The organism is Limnohabitans sp. (genome assembly GCF_044361645.1).
Classification (GTDB): domain Bacteria; phylum Pseudomonadota; class Gammaproteobacteria; order Burkholderiales; family Burkholderiaceae_C; genus Limnohabitans_A.
The window spans coordinates 1-16949 of record NZ_JBIKIL010000021.1 but is presented as its reverse complement, the minus strand read 5'-3'; the positions used below and the strand labels follow the sequence as shown (position 1 = coordinate 16949).

16 protein-coding genes are annotated in these 16949 nt (G+C 61.4%); 3 read left to right on the top strand and 13 right to left on the bottom strand.

The features are described from left to right. Positions 1–3 precede the first annotated feature (3 nt). From ACIQ39_RS05125 to ACIQ39_RS05095, 7 genes are all read right to left on the bottom strand, one after another. Positions 4–1011: a Bug family tripartite tricarboxylate transporter substrate binding protein gene (locus tag ACIQ39_RS05125; protein ID WP_396433533.1), complete on the bottom strand. Its 1008-nt coding sequence runs from the start codon at positions 1009–1011 to the stop codon at positions 4–6. A gap of 33 nt (positions 1012–1044) precedes the next feature. Next, a complete protein-coding gene (locus ACIQ39_RS05120) occupies positions 1045–2532 on the bottom strand; it encodes a malonyl-CoA decarboxylase (RefSeq protein ID WP_396433532.1) in 1488 nt (495 codons plus the stop codon). 1 nt (position 2533) lies between these two features. Further along, positions 2534–3232, bottom strand: coding sequence for a GntR family transcriptional regulator (locus ACIQ39_RS05115; protein ID WP_396433531.1), 699 nt, complete (start codon positions 3230–3232; stop codon positions 2534–2536). 138 nt (positions 3233–3370) lie between these two features. After that, on the bottom strand, positions 3371–4027 hold the full coding sequence (locus ACIQ39_RS05110; RefSeq protein ID WP_396433530.1) for an HAD-IA family hydrolase: 657 nt from the start codon (positions 4025–4027) through the stop codon (positions 3371–3373). Continuing rightward, positions 4024–5265 carry a Tm-1-like ATP-binding domain-containing protein gene (locus ACIQ39_RS05105; protein WP_396433529.1) on the bottom strand — a complete coding sequence of 414 codons (1242 nt, stop codon included), beginning with the start codon at positions 5263–5265 and terminating at the stop codon, positions 4024–4026. The genes ACIQ39_RS05110 and ACIQ39_RS05105 overlap by 4 nt, the downstream gene beginning before the upstream one ends. After that, complete coding sequence (locus tag ACIQ39_RS05100; protein WP_396433528.1) at positions 5262–6626, bottom strand: aminotransferase class III-fold pyridoxal phosphate-dependent enzyme; 1365 nt, start codon at positions 6624–6626, stop codon at positions 5262–5264. Before ACIQ39_RS05100 ends, ACIQ39_RS05105 begins: the two co-directional genes overlap by 4 nt. Before the next feature lie 20 nt (positions 6627–6646). Continuing rightward, positions 6647–8131, bottom strand: a complete 1485-nt coding sequence (locus ACIQ39_RS05095; protein ID WP_396433527.1) for an aldehyde dehydrogenase — start codon at positions 8129–8131, stop codon at positions 6647–6649. A 181-nt stretch (positions 8132–8312) separates the two neighbouring features. Here ACIQ39_RS05095 and ACIQ39_RS05090 point away from each other — a divergent pair, with 181 nt between their 5' ends. Both ACIQ39_RS05090 and ACIQ39_RS05085 read left to right on the top strand, forming a co-directional pair. Beyond that, positions 8313–9272 carry a DNA cytosine methyltransferase gene (locus tag ACIQ39_RS05090; protein ID WP_396433526.1) on the top strand — a complete coding sequence of 320 codons (960 nt, stop codon included), beginning with the start codon at positions 8313–8315 and terminating at the stop codon, positions 9270–9272. An 81-nt stretch (positions 9273–9353) separates the two neighbouring features. After that, positions 9354–9863, top strand: coding sequence for an HNH endonuclease (locus tag ACIQ39_RS05085; protein WP_396433525.1), 510 nt, complete (start codon positions 9354–9356; stop codon positions 9861–9863). 42 nt (positions 9864–9905) lie between these two features. On the opposite strand, the gene ACIQ39_RS05080 is transcribed toward ACIQ39_RS05085, so the two are convergent. The 4 genes from ACIQ39_RS05080 to ACIQ39_RS05065 are packed head-to-tail and all read right to left on the bottom strand — an operon-like array spanning position 9906 to position 13544. Then, a complete protein-coding gene (locus ACIQ39_RS05080; protein WP_396433524.1) occupies positions 9906–10220 on the bottom strand; it encodes a 2Fe-2S iron-sulfur cluster-binding protein in 315 nt (104 codons plus the stop codon). Between the two features lie 29 nt (positions 10221–10249). Next, a complete protein-coding gene (locus tag ACIQ39_RS05075) occupies positions 10250–11542 on the bottom strand; it encodes a hypothetical protein (RefSeq protein ID WP_396433523.1) in 1293 nt (430 codons plus the stop codon). A gap of 11 nt (positions 11543–11553) precedes the next feature. Further along, on the bottom strand, positions 11554–12819 hold the full coding sequence (locus ACIQ39_RS05070; protein WP_396433522.1) for a cytochrome P450: 1266 nt from the start codon (positions 12817–12819) through the stop codon (positions 11554–11556). Then, positions 12816–13544: a type 1 glutamine amidotransferase gene (locus ACIQ39_RS05065; protein ID WP_396433521.1), complete on the bottom strand. Its 729-nt coding sequence runs from the start codon at positions 13542–13544 to the stop codon at positions 12816–12818. Before ACIQ39_RS05065 ends, ACIQ39_RS05070 begins: the two co-directional genes overlap by 4 nt. Positions 13545–13777: 233 nt before the next feature. On the opposite strand from ACIQ39_RS05065, the gene ACIQ39_RS05060 reads away from it, so the two are divergent. Continuing rightward, positions 13778–14749 (top strand): helix-turn-helix domain-containing protein, encoded by a 972-nt coding sequence (locus tag ACIQ39_RS05060; protein WP_396433520.1) that lies wholly within the window; start codon positions 13778–13780, stop codon positions 14747–14749. A gap of 126 nt (positions 14750–14875) precedes the next feature. On the opposite strand, the gene lgt is transcribed toward ACIQ39_RS05060, so the two are convergent. Continuing rightward, entirely contained in the window at positions 14876–15664 is a 789-nt protein-coding gene (gene lgt, locus ACIQ39_RS05055) for a prolipoprotein diacylglyceryl transferase (protein ID WP_396433519.1), read from the bottom strand. Positions 15665–15847: 183 nt separating this feature from the next. Then, positions 15848–16949 (bottom strand): DUF3362 domain-containing protein (locus ACIQ39_RS05050; RefSeq protein ID WP_396433518.1); only part of this gene is annotated, 1102 nt, incomplete at its 5' end.

The window sequence follows — 16949 nt, the reverse complement described above, 5'->3', positions numbered from 1 at the left end:
GCCTCAGTCGAGCTTGGCCCCCGAGGCCTTCACCACTTGGGACCACTTGGTCAATTCTTTCTTGATGAAGGCGTCAAACTGAGCACCCGTCAAATTGGGGAACTCAGCGCCTTGGTTGGCCCAAACCGCTTTGGCCTCGTCGGTCATGCAGGCACGGCGGAACTCTTCGGTGGCGCGGGCTTGGGCATCTGCGGTCGTGCCTTTGGGGGCCCACACGCCGTACCAAGTGGACACGGTGTAATCGGGCAAGCCCAACTCGGCCGAACACGGCACATCGGGAAACGCCGCATTGCGCTTGGCACCCGAGACCATCAAGGCTTTGATGCGGCCACCCTTGATGTGCGCGGCCGAAGAGCCCATGCCGTCAAACATCATGTCCACGTTGCCCGCGATCAGGTCTTGCAAAGCCGGGCCCGCGCCCCGGTAGGGGATGTGGGTGATGAAGGTCTTGGTTTGCAGCTTGAACAACTCACCTGCCAAGTGGTGCGAGGTGCCGCCGCCCGCAGAGCCATAGTTCAGGCGAGCCGGGTTCTTTTTGAGAAAGTCCAAGAAGGCTTTGAAATCGGCCGCTTGCACTTTTTTGGGGTTGACCACCAGCACCTGGGGCACGCTGGCCACCAAGATCAGGGGGATCAAATCGCGCTCCAGGTCGTAGTCCAAACGCGGGTACATGCTGGGCGCGATGGTGTGGTGCACCGCCCCCATGAAGTAGTTGTAGCCATCGGGGTTGGCCTTGGCCGCGATGCCTGCGCCCAAAGTGCCACCCGCGCCGCCCCGGTTGTCAATGATCAGTTGCTTGCCGGTCAGCTTGGAGAAGGCCGCCGACATGGGCCGGGCAAATGCGTCGGTGCCGCCACCGGCAGGAAAGGGCACCACCAGGTTCACAGGTTTGCTGGGCCAAGCGGTTTGGGCCTTTGCGCCGAAAACGCTCAGCGCAGCGGCAGATGCTGCCAGTTTTAGCGCATCGCGGCGGTCAAAGGGTGAAGTGGAAGTGGAAGTGGAAGTGGTCATGAAAGTCTCCTTTTGTTGAAATCAATGGGCGTCTCAAAAGTACAGGTGCTGAACGCTGTCGGCAACCGGCACTTTACCTTGAGCCAAACTTTGGCGGTGCCGGTCAATTTTTCGCAGGTCATACAGGTAGTTGACCATCAAGCCAAACGACTGCTTGAAGCCTTTGGTCGACGGATCGGCCGCCCAATTGATTTGCTCCACACGGGCACCATTGCCCAAGTGAAAGCGCGCCACCGGATCACTGGGTCGGTCATCCTGGAGTTCTTGGCCCAAATAATGTGCTGCGCAGCCCATCAACCACAGACGCAAAACCGATTGCTCGGGCAAGGTGGGGGCTTGGTCCAATGCAGACAAGACATGCCCAGGTGTAATGGGCTCAAAACCCACAGCTCGGCCCAATTGCAAGCGCATTTTTTCAGGCGTCTGCGCCAACATGCGTGCCGCGTTTTTGACCAGCCAGCCTCTAAACCCGGGAATGGGCGACAAAGTGGCGAAGGTTTTGAGCTTCGGAAAATCAGCCCGCAAGGTCTCTACCACCCGCTTGATGAGCGAGTCGCCAAAGCTCACACCTTTGAGCCCTTTTTGGGTGTTGCTGATGGAGTAAAAAATGGCGGTGGTGGCACGCGACAGGTCCACCGCGGCGGCGGCCTCGTCCAGCAAGGGGCTGATGCTGGTGGCCATCTCGTTCATGAACGCCACCTCGACAAAGATCAAGGGCTCATCGGGCAGACGGGGGTGGAAAAAGCCGTAGCAGCGGCGGTCTGAATCGAGCCGGTTCTTCACGTCACCCCAGCTTTTGATGTCGTGCACCGCCTCGTACTTAATCAGTTTTTCAACCAAACTGGCGGGCGAATCCCAGCTGATGCGGCGCAACTCCAGAAAGGCCACATCGAACCAGGTGGTGAACAAATTTTCCAGTTCAGACTCCAGCGCTAGCAGACGTTTGTTGGCCTTGAGGGCGGGCAACATGTCTTGGCGCAAATCCACCAAAAACCGCATGCCTTCTGGGAACACGGCAAAGCGCTGCAGCAAGCGTGTGCGAGTTGACACCATGGCTTTGCGCATGCGTATTTCCGCACTGCCCTCATCGGGCGTGCCCATTGCCGCTTCAAAGTGCTCGCGTGCGGCTTTGACTTTGCTGGCATCGGGCGCGAATTGCTCGCTCATCAAGAGCCAACAATCTTGGCGTTGCTCGGGGGTGGCCTTGGCGTACCACTGCGCAACGCCCCTCGCCCGCCTGCCACCTTCGACCTCGCTGACACTGGGGTCCACGATGGCCTGCAACTCGATCAAGGTGCGCCTCAACACACGGGGCGACAGGGCCTCTTCTTTGTGCCGCAAAGTGGCGTTCAAGCGTTCTCGCGATGAGCGCCCTGGCGTCTCTTTGGCGCCCACCGATGGGGTCAACTGTGCCTGTGTTTTGAGTTCAGATGGCGCTTTGACTTTGCTTAGGGCTTGCCCCCCTTTGCCCGAGGGCAACCACCCTGCCACCTTGCGACCAATCCATTGCGTTGTGTTCATGTCAAACCCTTGAAATCCTTGGCTCTGTGCCCGCCCCGGCGACGCGGCTTTTGTGCTGACGAGCCAGCAGGCGCAACGCTTCGCGCTGACGCGTCAAATGCTGCCGCATGGCGTGGTCAGCTGCCTGCGCATCGCGGGCCTTCAAAGCCGCATAGATCGCCATGTGCTCGTCAAGCGACTGACTCAAGCGGCCCGGTGCATGGAGCTGCTGCAGCCGGGCCAATTTCAAGATCTTGCGCAAATCGCCAATCACCTGGGCCAGCCACTTGTTGTCAGCGATGGCGATGATGGCCTCGTGGATGGCAACATTGGTGGTGTAGTAATCCGTGATGCGGCCTTGTGTCGCGCTTTCTTGCAACTGCTGGTGTAAGAAGGCCAAAGAATCGAGGTCGGCATCACTGGCTTGCCCTGCGGCCTCGTAGGCGCAACGCCCTTCCAGCAAGGCAATGATGGGAAATATTTCGTCCAAATCTTGCTCGGTGACTTCGTTCACAAAGCAACCACGCCGGGGTTCATGCCGTACCAAACCCTCTGCCGTGAGCACCTTGAGTGCTTCTCTCAGGGGGGTTCGTGAAATGTTCAAGCGTTCACACAACAGGGCTTCGTCCAAAAATGTGCCCGGTGAGAGTTCACCCACAAAGATCCGTTCACGCAGTTGATGCGCCACTTGGTCGTGTAATGAGTGGATGCGTCCCGACATGCTGTGTCCTTGCATAATTTTTCATAATTATGCGTAATGATAATCAGACGATCCCATTTGTATGAAAAAAACTACACGGCATAAATACCCATTGACGTGGGTATTTTTTGGCGGGACTTAATGAATAGAAAGAATTGTTCAGCAATGAAGCAAAGCCAATGCCTGGGCGAATGAGGCAGCAGGGCGGGTCACATCAAAATGCACCGTCTGCCAACCCAACGAGAGGGCACCACGCACATTGCGAATTTGATCGTCTACAAACACACAGTCGGCTCCGGTCACCCCAAGCGCCTCGCGGCACTGTTCGTAGGCACGATGGTCAGGCTTGAGGATGCCGGTGTAAGTGGCGTCAATGACCACGTCAAACAGCCCCAACAGGGGCAAGCGAGAACAAAATCCCGCACCATAAAACAGATCCAACTCATTGGACAGCACCGCCAATCGATAACCGGCGGCTTTGGCTTGGTGCACAGCGGCAATGGCCTCTGGACGGATGACGGACGCAACATCGGCCCCCCGGGCCCTTTGCACAAAGGTCTGCATCTCGTGCCAGTCTTCCCCCAACAAACGCCCCACCTCACGGGTGCGCTGCAACCAATAATCCCGCTCGCTGATCTGGTCAGCCTGCATGGCTTGCCACAAAGCATCGGTTTCAGGGGCAAAGGGGCCGCGCCAGGTCAAGGAGCCCGGTGTAAGGCCAAGCGCTGTTTCGCTCAGAGCATGGGTTTCAAACAAGGTGCGGCTGATGACGCCGCCGAAATCCAGCACCAAAGCCTTGTGCGCGGGCCCACTCATGGCCGGGCTTTCAGCACCAGCCCCCGGGCCAGCCAGTCGTCGAACACCGCCAGCACCTGTTGCACAAAACCCGCATCGTTGATGTGTGAGGCAATGCGTGAGACTTGCGCTTGGCCAAAATCGCACTCGGCCATGGCCTGCATCATGGCGGCCAAGCCTTCAGGGTCGTGCAGTGGTGCCCCCTCGCGGTCCCACTCTTGGATGCCGTGCAGCGGCAAGACCAAATGCACAGGCCCGCGCGCCATGCGCAGGCGCTGGGCCAGTTCTTGGGCAAATTCGCCCCGCATCTGCGCGTCGATCCCCACCGAGGCGATCAATCGGTTGTGCGCGTGGGAGGGCTTGTCAGCAAAGCGCTCCGGCATGGCACCCCAAGCCGGGTAATCCACCAAGTCGGTGGCCCCCGGGGCCACGATCATGGGCACTGCATTCAGACCAGCACCCATCAACCGGTGGGGGCCAGCACTCACCACCGAGCCCCCCATTTGGTTGACCATTTCCTGTAAGCTGAAATCCATCACGCAGGCAAACTGGCCTTGTGCGGCCAGCGATTCAAATGCCCTGCCCCCCATGCCCGTGGTGTGGAACACCGCCAGGTCAAAACCGCGCCGGTCGAGTTCGGGTTGGAGCGCCACCATGTACTTCAGGCAGCTTGAGCCCAGAGAGGTCATGCCGACCACAGGCCGATCAAAGCGCGGCACGCGGGCCACCTGGCAGGCCCCGACCACCGCCCCTGCGGCCTGGGCCAGCGCCGACTGGCACAGGCTGTTGAGGCCATACAAGCCGCCCGCCCACAACACCATCATCAAATCGGGCGGCAGGCGCTCGGGCGGCAACAGGGGCGAAAACGCCACCGTGGACAAGACCACTTTGGGCACGCCCAGGGGCAAGCTGCTGGCCACATCCAAAGCCAAATCGGTGCCCATGGTGCCGCCCAGCACCAACAGGCCTTGCATGCGCCCGCTGGCCTGCAGTTGCACGGCCAGTGCACTTGCGCCCTGCGCCATCAGGGTCATGGCGCTGTTTTCGTCGCCGCTGTCCCGCACCTGCTGCAAGCTCACGCCCGCCGCCTGCGCCACCTCGGTGTTGGCGATGTCTGGCCGTACACGGCCGCTGCCCAGCACCCCCACATCCATGACCCGTGCATCCCCCCCTGCGGCTTGCACCTGCTCGCGCAGAAAGCCGATCTCGTCGCTCTTGGTGTCCACGGTGCCAACGATCAAGATGACGGGGCGGTTCATGCACGGCCCTCTTGCACGGCGGCAAAGGCGGCTTCGAGCAGGTCGCACATCAAGTCCACCTCCTCACGGGTGATGATCAGTGGCGGTGACAAGATCAAGTTGGGGCCCGAAATGCGCACCATCAGGCCCGCTTTGTAGGCGGCTTTGGCCACCCGCGCCGGGATGTCGCTGCTGCGGGTCATGGGGGTGCGCTGGGCCTTGTCGCTCACCATCTCGATGCCCAGCATCAAGCCCACGCCCCGCACATCGCCCACAAAGCTGCAGGTATCGACCAACTTGCGCAAACGCGCTTGCAGGTGCGCGCCCAAGCGCGCAGCATTGCCCGGAATGTCCAGCGCCTCGATCTGGTCGAGCGTGGCCAAGGCCGCAGCCGCAGCGATCGGGTGGGCGCTGTAGGTGTAGCCGTGCGAGACCGAAGCCGTGCCCGTGGTGTCGGCGTCGAACACCTCGGCAATGCGGTGGTTGATGGCGGTGGCCCCCAAGGGGATGTAGCCCGACGAGATGCCCTTGGCCAGGCACCACATGTCGGCGTTCACACCCCACAGGCGGGTGCCAAACATTTCGCCACTGCGGCCAAAGCCGGTCACCACCTCGTCGGCGATCAAGAGCACGCCATGCTTGTCGCAAATCTGGCGCACCAAAGGCCAGTAGTTGGGCGGCGGCACAATCACGCCGCCCGCGCCCTGCACCGGCTCGGCAATGAAGGCCGCCACCGTGTCCGGCCCTTGGAACACGATTTCGCGCTCCAGCAGCTCAGCGCAAATTTCGCCCAGGCGAATCGGGTCCTCGGTGTAGGGGTTGTGGTAAGCCCAAGGCGTGTCGACGTGAAAACAGCCGGGCAGCAGTGGCTCGTAAGCGCGGCGGAAATTGGTGTTGCCGTTCACGCTCATGCCGCCAAAGTGCACGCCGTGGTAGCCCTGGCGCAGGCTGATGAACTTGAAGCGGTCGGCCTGGCCCTTGAGCTTCCAATACTGGCGTGCCACCTTCAGGGCGCCCTCCACCGCATCCGAGCCACCGGTCGAAAACATCACCGTGGCCACGCCCTCGGGCTGCATCAACTGCACCAGGCGTTTGGACAGCTCGATGGCCCGCACATGGGTGGTGCCTCGGAACACGTTGTAAAAGGGCAGCTCGTCCATCTGCGCCACGATGGCGTCGCGCACGGCTTGGTTGCTGTGGCCCAGGTTGCAGGCCCACAGCCCCCCCACACCGTCGAGCAATTTGTGGCCGTTCACGTCCCAGATCCAGCAGCCTTGGCCTTTGGCAATGATGTCGGGGGGCGACTTCTTCATCGCCCCCGGGTGGGCCATGGGGTGCCACAGGTATTGGGCGTTGTCGGCTTTGAGTTGCTCGTTGTTCATATCATCAATTACTTTCAAAATCACAGCTGAATCCAAGCCGTCTTCAAGTCCAGGTATTTGTCCAGCGCATGCATCGATTTGTCATGCCCGTTGCCCGACTGCCTCACCCCGCCCAGCGGCACGGTGATGTCGGGGCCGCCATAGGTGTTGACATGCACCACCCCGGCCTTGAGGGCGCGCACCATGCGGTGGGCGCGCGACAGGCTGCCGGTCCACACGGCAGACGCCAGGCCATAGGTCGAATCGTTGGCCAGACGCACCGCCTCGGCTTCATCGTCAAAAGGCAGGACGGCCAGCACCGGACCGAAAACCTCTTCGCGGGCCAGGCGCATGTCGGGTGTCACCCGGTCAAACAAAGCAGGCGCCATGTAACTGCCACCCGCCACAGGCTGCAGCGCACCGCCCCCCACACGCAAGCGAGCGCCCTGCTGCTGCGCAATCTGCACCGCTGCCAGGTTCTTGGCCAACTGGCGTGCGCTGCTCACCGCGCCGATCTCGGTGCTCACATCGAGCGGGTCACCCACGCGCAAACGGGCGGCGATGTGGTGCAGGCGCTCCAGCAATGCGTCGTGCACCGAGCGCTGCACCAAGAGGCGCGAACCCGCCACACACACCTGTCCGCTGTTGCGGTAAATGCCCAGGGCCGACACTTTGGCCACCTGGTCCAGATCGGGCGCATCGTCAAACACCACGTTGGGCGACTTGCCGCCCAGCTCCAGATAAACCCGCTTGAGGTTGGACTCGGCCGAAGCCTTGAGCAACAAACGTCCCACCGGGCCTGAGCCGGTGAAAGTCAGCATGTCCACATCCATGTGCCTTGCCAGCGCATCGCCCGCCTCTGCCCCTGTGCCGGTGACCACATTGAGCACGCCCGGCGGCAAGCCCGCGTCCAGACACAGCTGCGCCAGGCGCAGCAAAGACAAGGAGGCGTCTTCTGAGGGTTTGAGCACCACCGAATTGCCCGCCGCCAGAGCCGGTGCGATCTTCCAAGCGCCGATCATGAGCGGAAAGTTCCACGGCACGATGGCCGCGACCACGCCCACGGCTTCTTTGTGAACCAGCGCCAGCGTGCCCTCGGGCGTGGGAGCGATCTCGCCCTTGATCTTGTCCACACACTCGGCGTAATAACGGAAGGTGCCCGCCGCGCTGCCCGGCTCGGCCTTCCAGGCCATGGCGATTTCCGTGCCGTTGTCCCGCACACCCAGCACCGCCAGCTCGGCGTGGTGGGCCTCGATGCGGTCGGCAATGCGGTGCAAAATTTTCTTGCGCTCGGCAGGTGCCATGCGCGACCACACGCCTTGCTCAAAAGTACGGCGCGCCGCCTGCACGGCGCGGTCGACATCTTCTGCCCCAGCGGCTGCCAAGCTGCACAGGGTCTGCCCGTCGATGGGCGAGACCACCGGCAGCGTCAGTCCCGTCGCCGCTGCTGCCGACTGCCCGTCGATCAGCAAGCCCTGATTGGGGATCGGCAAGTGGCGCAGCGCGTCGATGTGTTGCTGTTGCATGCGGCAAAATCCTTTGGTTGCAAGCATGGTAAGCAGCAGCGGCCTGAGGCATTATCAAAACTGCGCATCCTTGGCCTGAGGTTTACCCAAACAGCCCAAAAAACGAGCTCACCAGCCTCTGGCATTTTCACAAAAACTGTACACTTAACCAGCATCCTTGAAACCCCACGAGGCAACCCCAATGACATTCAGTTCCATCGAAATTTGTGCAGGCGCTGGCGGCCAAGCGCTGGGTTTGGAGCAAGCCGGTTTTGAGCACGCATGTCTTGTCGAAATTGAAACCCCAGCTTGCCAAACCTTGCGCTTCAACCGCCCCCATTGGCATGTGGTGGAAGGTGATTTGCACCATTTTTCAGCCAGCAAATGGCAGGGTGTAGAGCTGTTGGCCGGGGGTGTGCCTTGTCCGCCCTTTTCCAAAGCGGGCAAACAATTGGGCAACGATGACGAGCGCGATTTGTTTCCCGAGGCCTTGCGCTTGGTGTTCGAGTGCAAACCTCAGGCGGTCATGCTGGAAAACGTTCGAGGCCTGCTCGATTCTGTGTTTGACGACTACCGCGCCAAAATCATCAGTGATCTCAAAAAACTCGGTTACATCGCCGAATGGCGCTTGCTCAATGCCAGTGATTTTGGTGTGCCCCAGCTGAGGCCCCGTGTGGTCTTTGTGGCTTTGAAAGCGGATGCCTCCCGATTTTTCAACTGGCCAACACCCGGCTTGCAAACCGCGCCCACCGTGGGCGAAGCGCTGTACGACCTCATGGCTGCCCAGGGTTGGCGCGGTGCAAAAGCTTGGCGCGAATTGGCCTGCGATATCGCCCCGACCCTGGTTGGCGGCAGCAAAAAACACGGTGGACCCGATTTGGGGCCAACACGCGCCAAAAAAGCCTGGGCTACGCTGGGCGTTGACGGCAAAGGGATTGCCGACGAGCTGCCCGCATCCAACTTCGTTGGCATGCCGCGCTTGACGGTGCGCATGGCTGCACGCATTCAAGGTTTTCCAGACCATTGGCAATTCAGCGGCAAAAAGACGGCCGCTTACCGCCAAATCGGCAATGCATTTCCTCCGCCAGTCGCTTGTGCGGTGGGACAGCAAATACAAATGGCGCTCAACGCTGCCGCTCAAGCCAAGCTCAAGCGCGCATAAAAAATGACTTTAGAAAAAAAGCCCAGAGGTGGCGCGAGGGCGAAGTTGCGCGCACATTTTTTGGCCAACATCGGCCGTATCATGGACACCGACGAACTGCGCCAAGTGGCCGAAAACCAATCCGAATGGGCCAGACGGGTGCGTGAACTGCGTACCGAAGAGGGCTACCTGATTTTGACGCACAACGACCGAAGTGAACTCAAGCCCGGTCAATACCTGCTGGAAACAGACAAGCCCCAACCGGCGTTTGCCCGCGCCATCTCCAAGGAGACTCGCGCCCATGTACTCGATCGCAACGGTTTCACTTGCCAGATGTGCGGCGCCGTGGCGGGAGAGGCACACCCTTATGACACCACCCGAAAAACGCGCCTGCATCTGGGGCACGTCATCGACAAGAGCATGGGCGGCACCGATGACCCAGCCAACCTTCGCGCCATCTGCTCGGTCTGCAATGAGGGCGCATCCAATGCCACGCTGACACGGCCTGATCTGCAAAAACTCTTGATCCAGGTTCGTCGCGCTACTTCTCAAGACCAATTAGAAGTCTTGCATTGGTTGATGAAAAAATTCCCGAAACAATCCCAGTTGTGAGTCTTGGCATCGCCCTGCTCAAGGGCGACTCAAAATGGAACGTCAATCCGGCACATGCAGCACGATGCCATCCAGCGCGTCGCTGGCGATCAGTTGGCAGCTCAGGCGGCTACCCGCTTGGCGCGGCGCTATGACGATGTCGAGCATGGCGTTTTCCACGTCGTCCATCGGCGGGCAAGCGGCCAGCCAGGCTTCGTCAACATAAACATGGCAGGTGGCGCACGACAGGCAGCCGCCGCATTCGCCGGCGATACCGGGAATACCGTTGATCTGCGCGGCGTCCATCAGGTTGCTGCCTTCGTTGACCTCGTCGCTCACGCGATCGCCGTTGCGCATGATCCAGTGCACTTGGGGCATGTTGCTGCCTTTCTAAGATTCGAGTCGTTTCAGATGAATCGGATGTAGTGGTCGCGCAACGCGTCGCCTTCTAGGCCTGCCGTGCGTTCGATCTCGTGGCGTTTGATGCCCACATGGTTGGCCACCAGGCCCTCGCCCAGCGCCTGCGTGAGCGCCGTGTCGGCCTCGAGCGCGTCCAGGGCACCGGCCAAGCTTTCGGCCACGCTGTGGGTAGCGTCCTTGTTTTCCAGACAGTCACCCGTTTCGAAAGGCTGGAGTGGGTAAGCGTGGGCCACGCCCAAGCGGGCCGCTTGCAGCACCGCAGCCGTGTGGGTGTAGGGGTTGGCCGCAGCGTCGCCCATGCGGTGCTCGATGCGGGCACCCGGGCCCGATTCGGCCGACAAGCGCACGGTCACACCCCGGTGGTCTACCGCCCAGTTTTGCCAAAAGCCAGACAGGCTGGCCGGCTGCAGGCGCTGGTAAGAATTGCTGCTGGGGGCCAGCAATCCGGCCAGCGCCTGGTGGTGCTGCATCAGCCCGGCGGTGCAGCCCAGCGTGAGGGCGTTGAACTGGCTGGCGTCGTGCCCGCCCGAAATCGCGTTCTGGCCTTGCGCGTCGCGCAGGCTGAAGTTGATGTGCACGCCACTGCCGCCCACCGTGAGTATGGGTTTGGGCATGAAGGTCAGCACGATGCCGTGCTGGAAGGCCACTTCGCGCGCCAGCAGGCGAAACAAAAAGATGTCGTCCACCGCCTTGACCGCACGGTCGTAGGTGAGGGTGAACTCGAACTGCGGCGCGTCGTACTCGGTGTTCATGCTGTCGATGCGAAAGCCCGCTGCCGTGGCCTTTTCCCACACCGCGTCGGTGAAGCCCCTGGGGTCGGCAAAAGGGCCTGTGGAATACACATGGGCGGCCGGTGTGTCATAGGGCTTGAGCGAGCCGTCCGGCTCGATTTGAAAGGCAAAGGCTTCGAGCTCGATGCCCACCATCGGGTCGTAACCCATGGCCTGCCAGTCGGCCACCGCGCGCTTCAAGGCACTGCGCCCGCACATGGACAAGGGCGTGCAGTCGTTGGCTTTGAGGTCGCCAATCGCCACCTGGGTGAAGGGCTGCCAGCCGGGCCGGATGTCCTCAGGGGTGTAGACGGCCTCCATGTCGGGCAGGCCTTCCATGACCATCGCGCCCGGGGCCGGGATCAGCAATTTTTCGTAGCTCACGCCAAAGGTGCTGCGGCAAAAACGGGCACCGCCGCCCTGACCGGCTTTGAGCATGACGTATTTGCCCCGCGCAATGGCCAGGTGGTCGCAATACAGCACCCGCAGGCGTTCTTGAACAGTCGTCATGGTGTTTCCTTTCAAATCAGGTGCATGCGCACAGGCAAACGCTTGATGCCCGAGACAAAGTTGGAGCGCAAAAAGGCGTGCTCACCCGTTTGCTCGATGCGCTCCACCCGCTTGATCAGCTCCTGCAGCAGCACACGCAACTCCAGCCGCGCCAGCCACATGCCCAGGCAAGCATGCGCGCCGCCTTGGCCAAACGACAGGTGCCGGTTCACGCCCCGGTTCAGGTCGACGGTGAAGGGCCGCTCAAAAGCCCGCTCGTCGCGGTTGCCCGAGATGAACCAGAGCAGCACCTTGTCGCCCGCCAAAACCCGCTTGCCGTGGTATTCAAAGTCCTCGGTTGCGGTGCGGCGAAAGTGCGTGGCGGGTGAGGCCCAGCGGATGAACTCGTCGGCCACGCCCTCCCAGGCGGCTTCGCCTTGCACCGCCTTGAGCTGCGCCATCAGGCCGGGCTGGTTGGCCAGCGCGTGCAAAGCGGCGGCAATCGAATAGCGCGTGGTGTCGTTGCCCGCGGCCACCAGCAGGCAAAAGAAGTTGCGGAACTCGGTGTCGCTGATCACATGGCCCTGCGCATCGGGCTGGGTGATCAGGTGCAGCACGCCGCGGGTATCGCCCGTCGCGTGTTTGCGCGCCATCAAGCCCGCCGCATAGTCGTACAGATCCGCCCCAGCGGGGGAGCGAAAGGGCATGAAGCGGTAGGCCTCGGTGTCCATCTTGTCGACCACATGGCTGGTGAAATCGCTGTCGGTGTTGGCCATGAGCGCGTCGCCCTTGTCCACCAGCCAATCGAGGTCTGCTTCGGGCAGGCCCGCGATGCGCCCAAGCATGCGCATGGGCAGCTGGCGGGCAATCTGGTGGGTGGCGTCAAACTCGCCCAGCGCCAGGGCCTGGTCGAGGATGCCGACACAGAGCTCGCGGATCTGCTCTTCGTACAGCGCCATCATGGGCTTGGAAAAGGCCTTGGCCACCAACATGCGGGTGCGCGTGTGTTCGGGTGGGTCGGTTTCTTGAAACGTGCGCCGCGCCAGGTACTCTTCATGCGACTGGTCTTCCATGCGTATGCCCTGGGCAGAACTCAAGCGCTGGTGGTTGCGGTTGAGCTCCAAAATGTCGGCATGCCGCGTGACCGACCAAAAGCCCTGGCCCTCGGCCCAGTCGCACCAGGCCATGGGGTCTTGGTCGCGCAGGCGCTTGAAGGTGTTGTGCGGCGTGCCGTTCACATAGCTGTCATGGCTAGAGATGTCAGCGTGGCCATCGTCGGTGGGGCTCCAGACGGTCATGGGTTTGGGGTCCTTGCGTGTTCAAAAAACTGCACCATCCATTGCCCGAACAAGGGCGCATCGACAGGCTCAGACAAACTGGCGTGGGCTTGTGCCAAGCTTGCTGCATCGAGCTTGTCGGCCAGGTAGCCCAGCAAAGCCTGCATGAACACCCGTGGCATCTCGGGGTGGAACTGGGTGGTCCAGATGTGCTGGCCGATCTGCATCGAGCCGATGGGGCAAAACTCACTGCCGCCCAGACACACCGCGCCTTCGGGCATGCGGGTGACCTGCTCCTTGTGCGCAGCCACCAAGGTGGTGCTGGCTTGGCTGGGTTGCATCCAGGGGCGATCTGCATGCCAGTGCGTGGGCGCGGTGCCCAGGCCCCAGCCTGCGGCGTTGCGCGCCACCTGCCCGCCCAGGGCCCGAGCCACCGCCTGGTGACCAAAACACAGGCCAAGCAGCGGCTGGCGTGCGGCGTGCACGGCGCGTATGAAATCCAGCAAGGGCCCCACCCAGGGCAGGCTGTCGTCGTTGACCGAGGCGGGGCTGCCGGTGATGACGTAGCCGTCAAAGGCCGCCGGGCTGCTCGGCCACACCCCGTCTTTGACCGGCACCACCTCAAAACCCCAGTCGGGCCGCAGGGCTTGGAGCAACTGCACCACCTTTTGCCCGTCGTTCGGGAATTGCGCGGCAAACGCCGAGGTGTCGTCGTTGGTCAGCAGAACCGCGATGCGAAGCTTCATCTGTTGATTTCCGTGTTTTTTCGTAGGGCTGTGCGTTGCTGATGCTAAGCACAAGAGGTCAAAAGGACTATCAAGTTTGGGCACCGTGGACCTCGGGTTTTCACGGCAACCCGGACACGGCCACAGCAGGCAAACTCTGCACATGCCTTTTCCGTCGGCAAGGGCTGCGCCTTTTGGGGCCGATGCCCTTTCGCCAAGGCCCTTTTCGCCAACGCCCTTTTCAAAGCACCCCGATGAACTCCGCCGCCCCCGATGCGCCCTGGGTCCAGGCACTGGACACCTTCGACATGGACCAACACGCTTTGGCCCAGCAGGGCTGGGCGCTGCGCTACGAGCAGCTCTCGCCGGGACAATTCAAGGGGCGCATCCAACAGGTGCAACTGACCGAACTCACGCTGCTGCGCGAGGACACCAACCTGGCCCTGCGCCAACTCGGGCGGCTTGATGACAGCGTGTACGGCTTTGCCATGGCATTGCAAGACTCGCCAGACCTGTTTTTCAATGCCCAGCGCGTGCCGCCCCACGCCATCATGTGCGGCAAGGGCGACGAGGTGGACCTGCGCACGCCCACCCAGTTCACCTTGCTGGCGGTGGTGGTGGAGCGCCGCTTGCTCAACCCGCTGTGGGAGCGCATGTACCACAAGCCACTGGCCCATTGGCTCGAAAAAAAGTTGGTGCTGCAGACCACCGAACTCAAAGCGAACGCGCTGCGCGACCTGCAATTGAAGGTGCTGGACCAAGCCAGCGCTTTGGCCCAACGCGGCCACCCGCCACTGGCATGGCGTCAATTGCGCGATGACATCCTCATGGAATGGCTAGAAGCCCTGCCGCCTCAAGTCGACACCTCCGAGCTGCCCAACTCAGAGCGGCGCAAAAAGCTGGTCGACCGTGCCTGCGAATTGATGCTGGGGCATGCCGACGAACCCTTGTCCATCTTGCAGGTGTGCAGCCGCTTGGGCACCAGCAGGCGCAAACTCAACTACGGCTTTCAGGACGTGCTGGGCACCACGCCCGTCAAATACCTGCGGGCTTTGCGTCTGAACCATGTGCGCCGCGCGCTGCGGCAGGCCGAGCCCGGCACCACGGTGCAAGATGTGGCCTGGCAATGGGGGTTTTGGCACATGGGGCAATTTGCCCACGACTACAAAAAACTCTTTGACGAGTTGCCCTCCGCCAGCTTGCGCACCAGTTTGCGCAGCAAGTAAGGCCGCACAAGGCGCAGCAAAGCTGCATCAAACGCGCAGCTGCATCAAACGCGCAGCTGCATCAAACGCGCAGCTGCATCAAACGCGCAGCTGAGCCAGAGCTGAACCAGCGCAATTGACCGGGGCTCAAGCCGCCCTGCGGCGCAACAGCCAGATGCCCCCCAACATCATGGGCACGCACAACCATTGCCCCATGCTCAGGCCCAAACTCAACAGCCCCAGGTGGGCATCTGGCTCGCGGAAAAACTCGGCCAAGAAGCGGAAGAAACCGTAACCCAGCAAAAACGCACCCGAGACCTGGCCTGTGGGGCGGTCTTTGCGGGCAAACCACCACAGCAACACAAACAAGAGCAGCCCTTCCAAGGCAATTTGGTAGAGCTGCGAGGGGTGGCGGGGCAAATCACCCGCACCACGGAACACCATGCCCCAGGGCAGCGAAGGGTCGGCCACGCGGCCCCACAGTTCGCCGTTCAGGAAATTACCCACCCGACCGGCCGCCAGGCCCGTGGGCACACAAGGGGCCACAAAGTCCATGACTTGCAAAAACGGCCGCTGACGGCTGCGGGCAAACCACAGCATGGCCAGAATCACCCCCAACAAACCACCATGGAAACTCATGCCGCCTTGCCAGACCGCCAAAATTTCGAGTGGGTTGGACAGGTAATACGCCGGTTTGTAAAACAGGCAATAACCGACACGCCCACCCAAAATCACGCCCATGACCCCAAAAAACAAAATGTCTTCGACATCGCGCTTTTGCCACTGCGACAGGTTTTTGAACGGCGCATGCCCCAGTCGGCGCACGCCCAACCAAAAGAACAAAGCAAAAGCGGCCAAGTAAGTCAGGCCATACCAATGGATGGCCAAGGGCCCCAGTTGCAAGGCGACGGGATCAATTTGAGGGTGAATCATCATGGCCAGATTGTGCACTGGCCATGCGCCGCAGCAGAAATCACCCAATTGCGCCGGAGCACCAAACACGCTGGCAGAGAGCGGCCGCCCGGCTGGCCAGCGCAAGGTGCAGCGCTGTTGGCTTGGACAGGGCATTTTTTGCCCGATGTCCGCGTTGGCGCTGCCGGGGCGAAAAAAATGCGCCTGCTATTTTTTTGCACGGGGCGGCAAACCGGTGTGCTGGGTGAGCAACTGGCCTTTTTGGGGTGCTGCCGATCGCTTGCCCGCCGTGGACAAAGACACCGATGACTTGGCCCCCAGGCCTGTGCTGTTTTTGCGCCGCGCGCTTTGGTAGCCGTCTTCGGCGAGCGGCTGCCAGCTCGGAATCAGGTGGTGTTTGCCGTTGCCGATCAGGTCGGAGCGGCCCATGGTTTTGAGGGCTTCGCGCAGCAGCGGCCAGTTGCTGGCATCGTGGTAGCGCAAAAAGGCTTTGTGCAGACGGCGGCGTTTGTCGCCTTTGACCACATCGACTTTTTCGCTGTCGCGGGTGATCTTGCGCAGCGGGTTGCGGGTCGAGTGGTACATGGCGGTGGCGGTGGCCATGGGGCTGGGGTAGAAGGTCTGCACCTGGTCGGCGCGAAAGCCGTTCTTTTTGAGCCAAACCGCCAGGTTCATCATGTCTTCGTCGCTGGTGCCCGGGTGCGCGGCAATGAAGTAAGGGATGAGGAACTGCTTTTTGCCCACCTCTTCGCTGTACTTGTCGAACATCGACTTGAAGCGGTCGTAGCTGCCGATGCCCGGCTTCATCATCTTGGACAGCGGGCCGCCCTCGGTGTGCTCGGGCGCGATTTTGAGGTAGCCGCCCACATGGTGCTGCACCAACTCTTTGACGTATTCGGGCGACTGCACGGCCAGGTCGTAGCGCAGACCTGAGCCGATCAAGATCTTCTTGATGCCTTTTAAGTTGCGCGCCCGGCGGTACATGTTGATCAAGGGGCCATGGTCGGTGGTCAGGTTCTGGCAGATGCCGGGGAACACACAGCTGGGTTTGCGGCAGGCCGATTCGATCTCGGGGCTCTTGCAGCCCAGGCGGTACATGTTGGCCGTGGGGCCGCCCAGGTCAGAGATGACGCCGGTGAAGCCTTTGACCTTGTCGCGGATGTCTTCCACCTCGCGGATGACGGATTCTTCGGAGCGGCTTTGGATGATGCGGCCTTCGTGCTCGGTGATGGAGCAAAAGGTGCAGCCACCAAAGCAGCCGCGCATGATGTTCACGCTAAAACGGATCATTTCCCAAGCGGGGATTTTG

Bases quoted from the DNA above. Each gene is read 5' to 3' on its own strand.
- ACIQ39_RS05085 (WP_396433525.1), top strand. From the start codon at position 9,354: ATGGACACCGACGAACTGCGCCAAGTGGCCGAAAACCAATCCGAATGG.
- ACIQ39_RS05120 (WP_396433532.1), bottom strand. From the start codon at position 2,532: ATGAACACAACGCAATGGATTGGTCGCAAGGTGGCAGGGTGGTTGCCC.
- ACIQ39_RS05075 (WP_396433523.1), bottom strand. From the start codon at position 11,542: ATGACGACTGTTCAAGAACGCCTGCGGGTGCTGTATTGCGACCACCTG.
- ACIQ39_RS05115 (WP_396433531.1), bottom strand. From the start codon at position 3,232: ATGTCGGGACGCATCCACTCATTACACGACCAAGTGGCGCATCAACTG.
- lgt (WP_396433519.1), bottom strand. From the start codon at position 15,664: ATGATGATTCACCCTCAAATTGATCCCGTCGCCTTGCAACTGGGGCCC.
- ACIQ39_RS05105 (WP_396433529.1), bottom strand. From the start codon at position 5,265: ATGAACCGCCCCGTCATCTTGATCGTTGGCACCGTGGACACCAAGAGC.
- ACIQ39_RS05065 (WP_396433521.1), bottom strand. From the start codon at position 13,544: ATGAAGCTTCGCATCGCGGTTCTGCTGACCAACGACGACACCTCGGCG.
- ACIQ39_RS05125 (WP_396433533.1), bottom strand. From the start codon at position 1,011: ATGACCACTTCCACTTCCACTTCCACTTCACCCTTTGACCGCCGCGAT.
- ACIQ39_RS05100 (WP_396433528.1), bottom strand. From the start codon at position 6,626: ATGAACAACGAGCAACTCAAAGCCGACAACGCCCAATACCTGTGGCAC.
- ACIQ39_RS05060 (WP_396433520.1), top strand. From the start codon at position 13,778: ATGAACTCCGCCGCCCCCGATGCGCCCTGGGTCCAGGCACTGGACACC.
- ACIQ39_RS05110 (WP_396433530.1), bottom strand. From the start codon at position 4,027: ATGAGTGGGCCCGCGCACAAGGCTTTGGTGCTGGATTTCGGCGGCGTC.
- ACIQ39_RS05095 (WP_396433527.1), bottom strand. From the start codon at position 8,131: ATGCAACAGCAACACATCGACGCGCTGCGCCACTTGCCGATCCCCAAT.
- ACIQ39_RS05070 (WP_396433522.1), bottom strand. From the start codon at position 12,819: ATGACCGTCTGGAGCCCCACCGACGATGGCCACGCTGACATCTCTAGC.
- ACIQ39_RS05080 (WP_396433524.1), bottom strand. From the start codon at position 10,220: ATGCCCCAAGTGCACTGGATCATGCGCAACGGCGATCGCGTGAGCGAC.
- ACIQ39_RS05090 (WP_396433526.1), top strand. From the start codon at position 8,313: ATGACATTCAGTTCCATCGAAATTTGTGCAGGCGCTGGCGGCCAAGCG.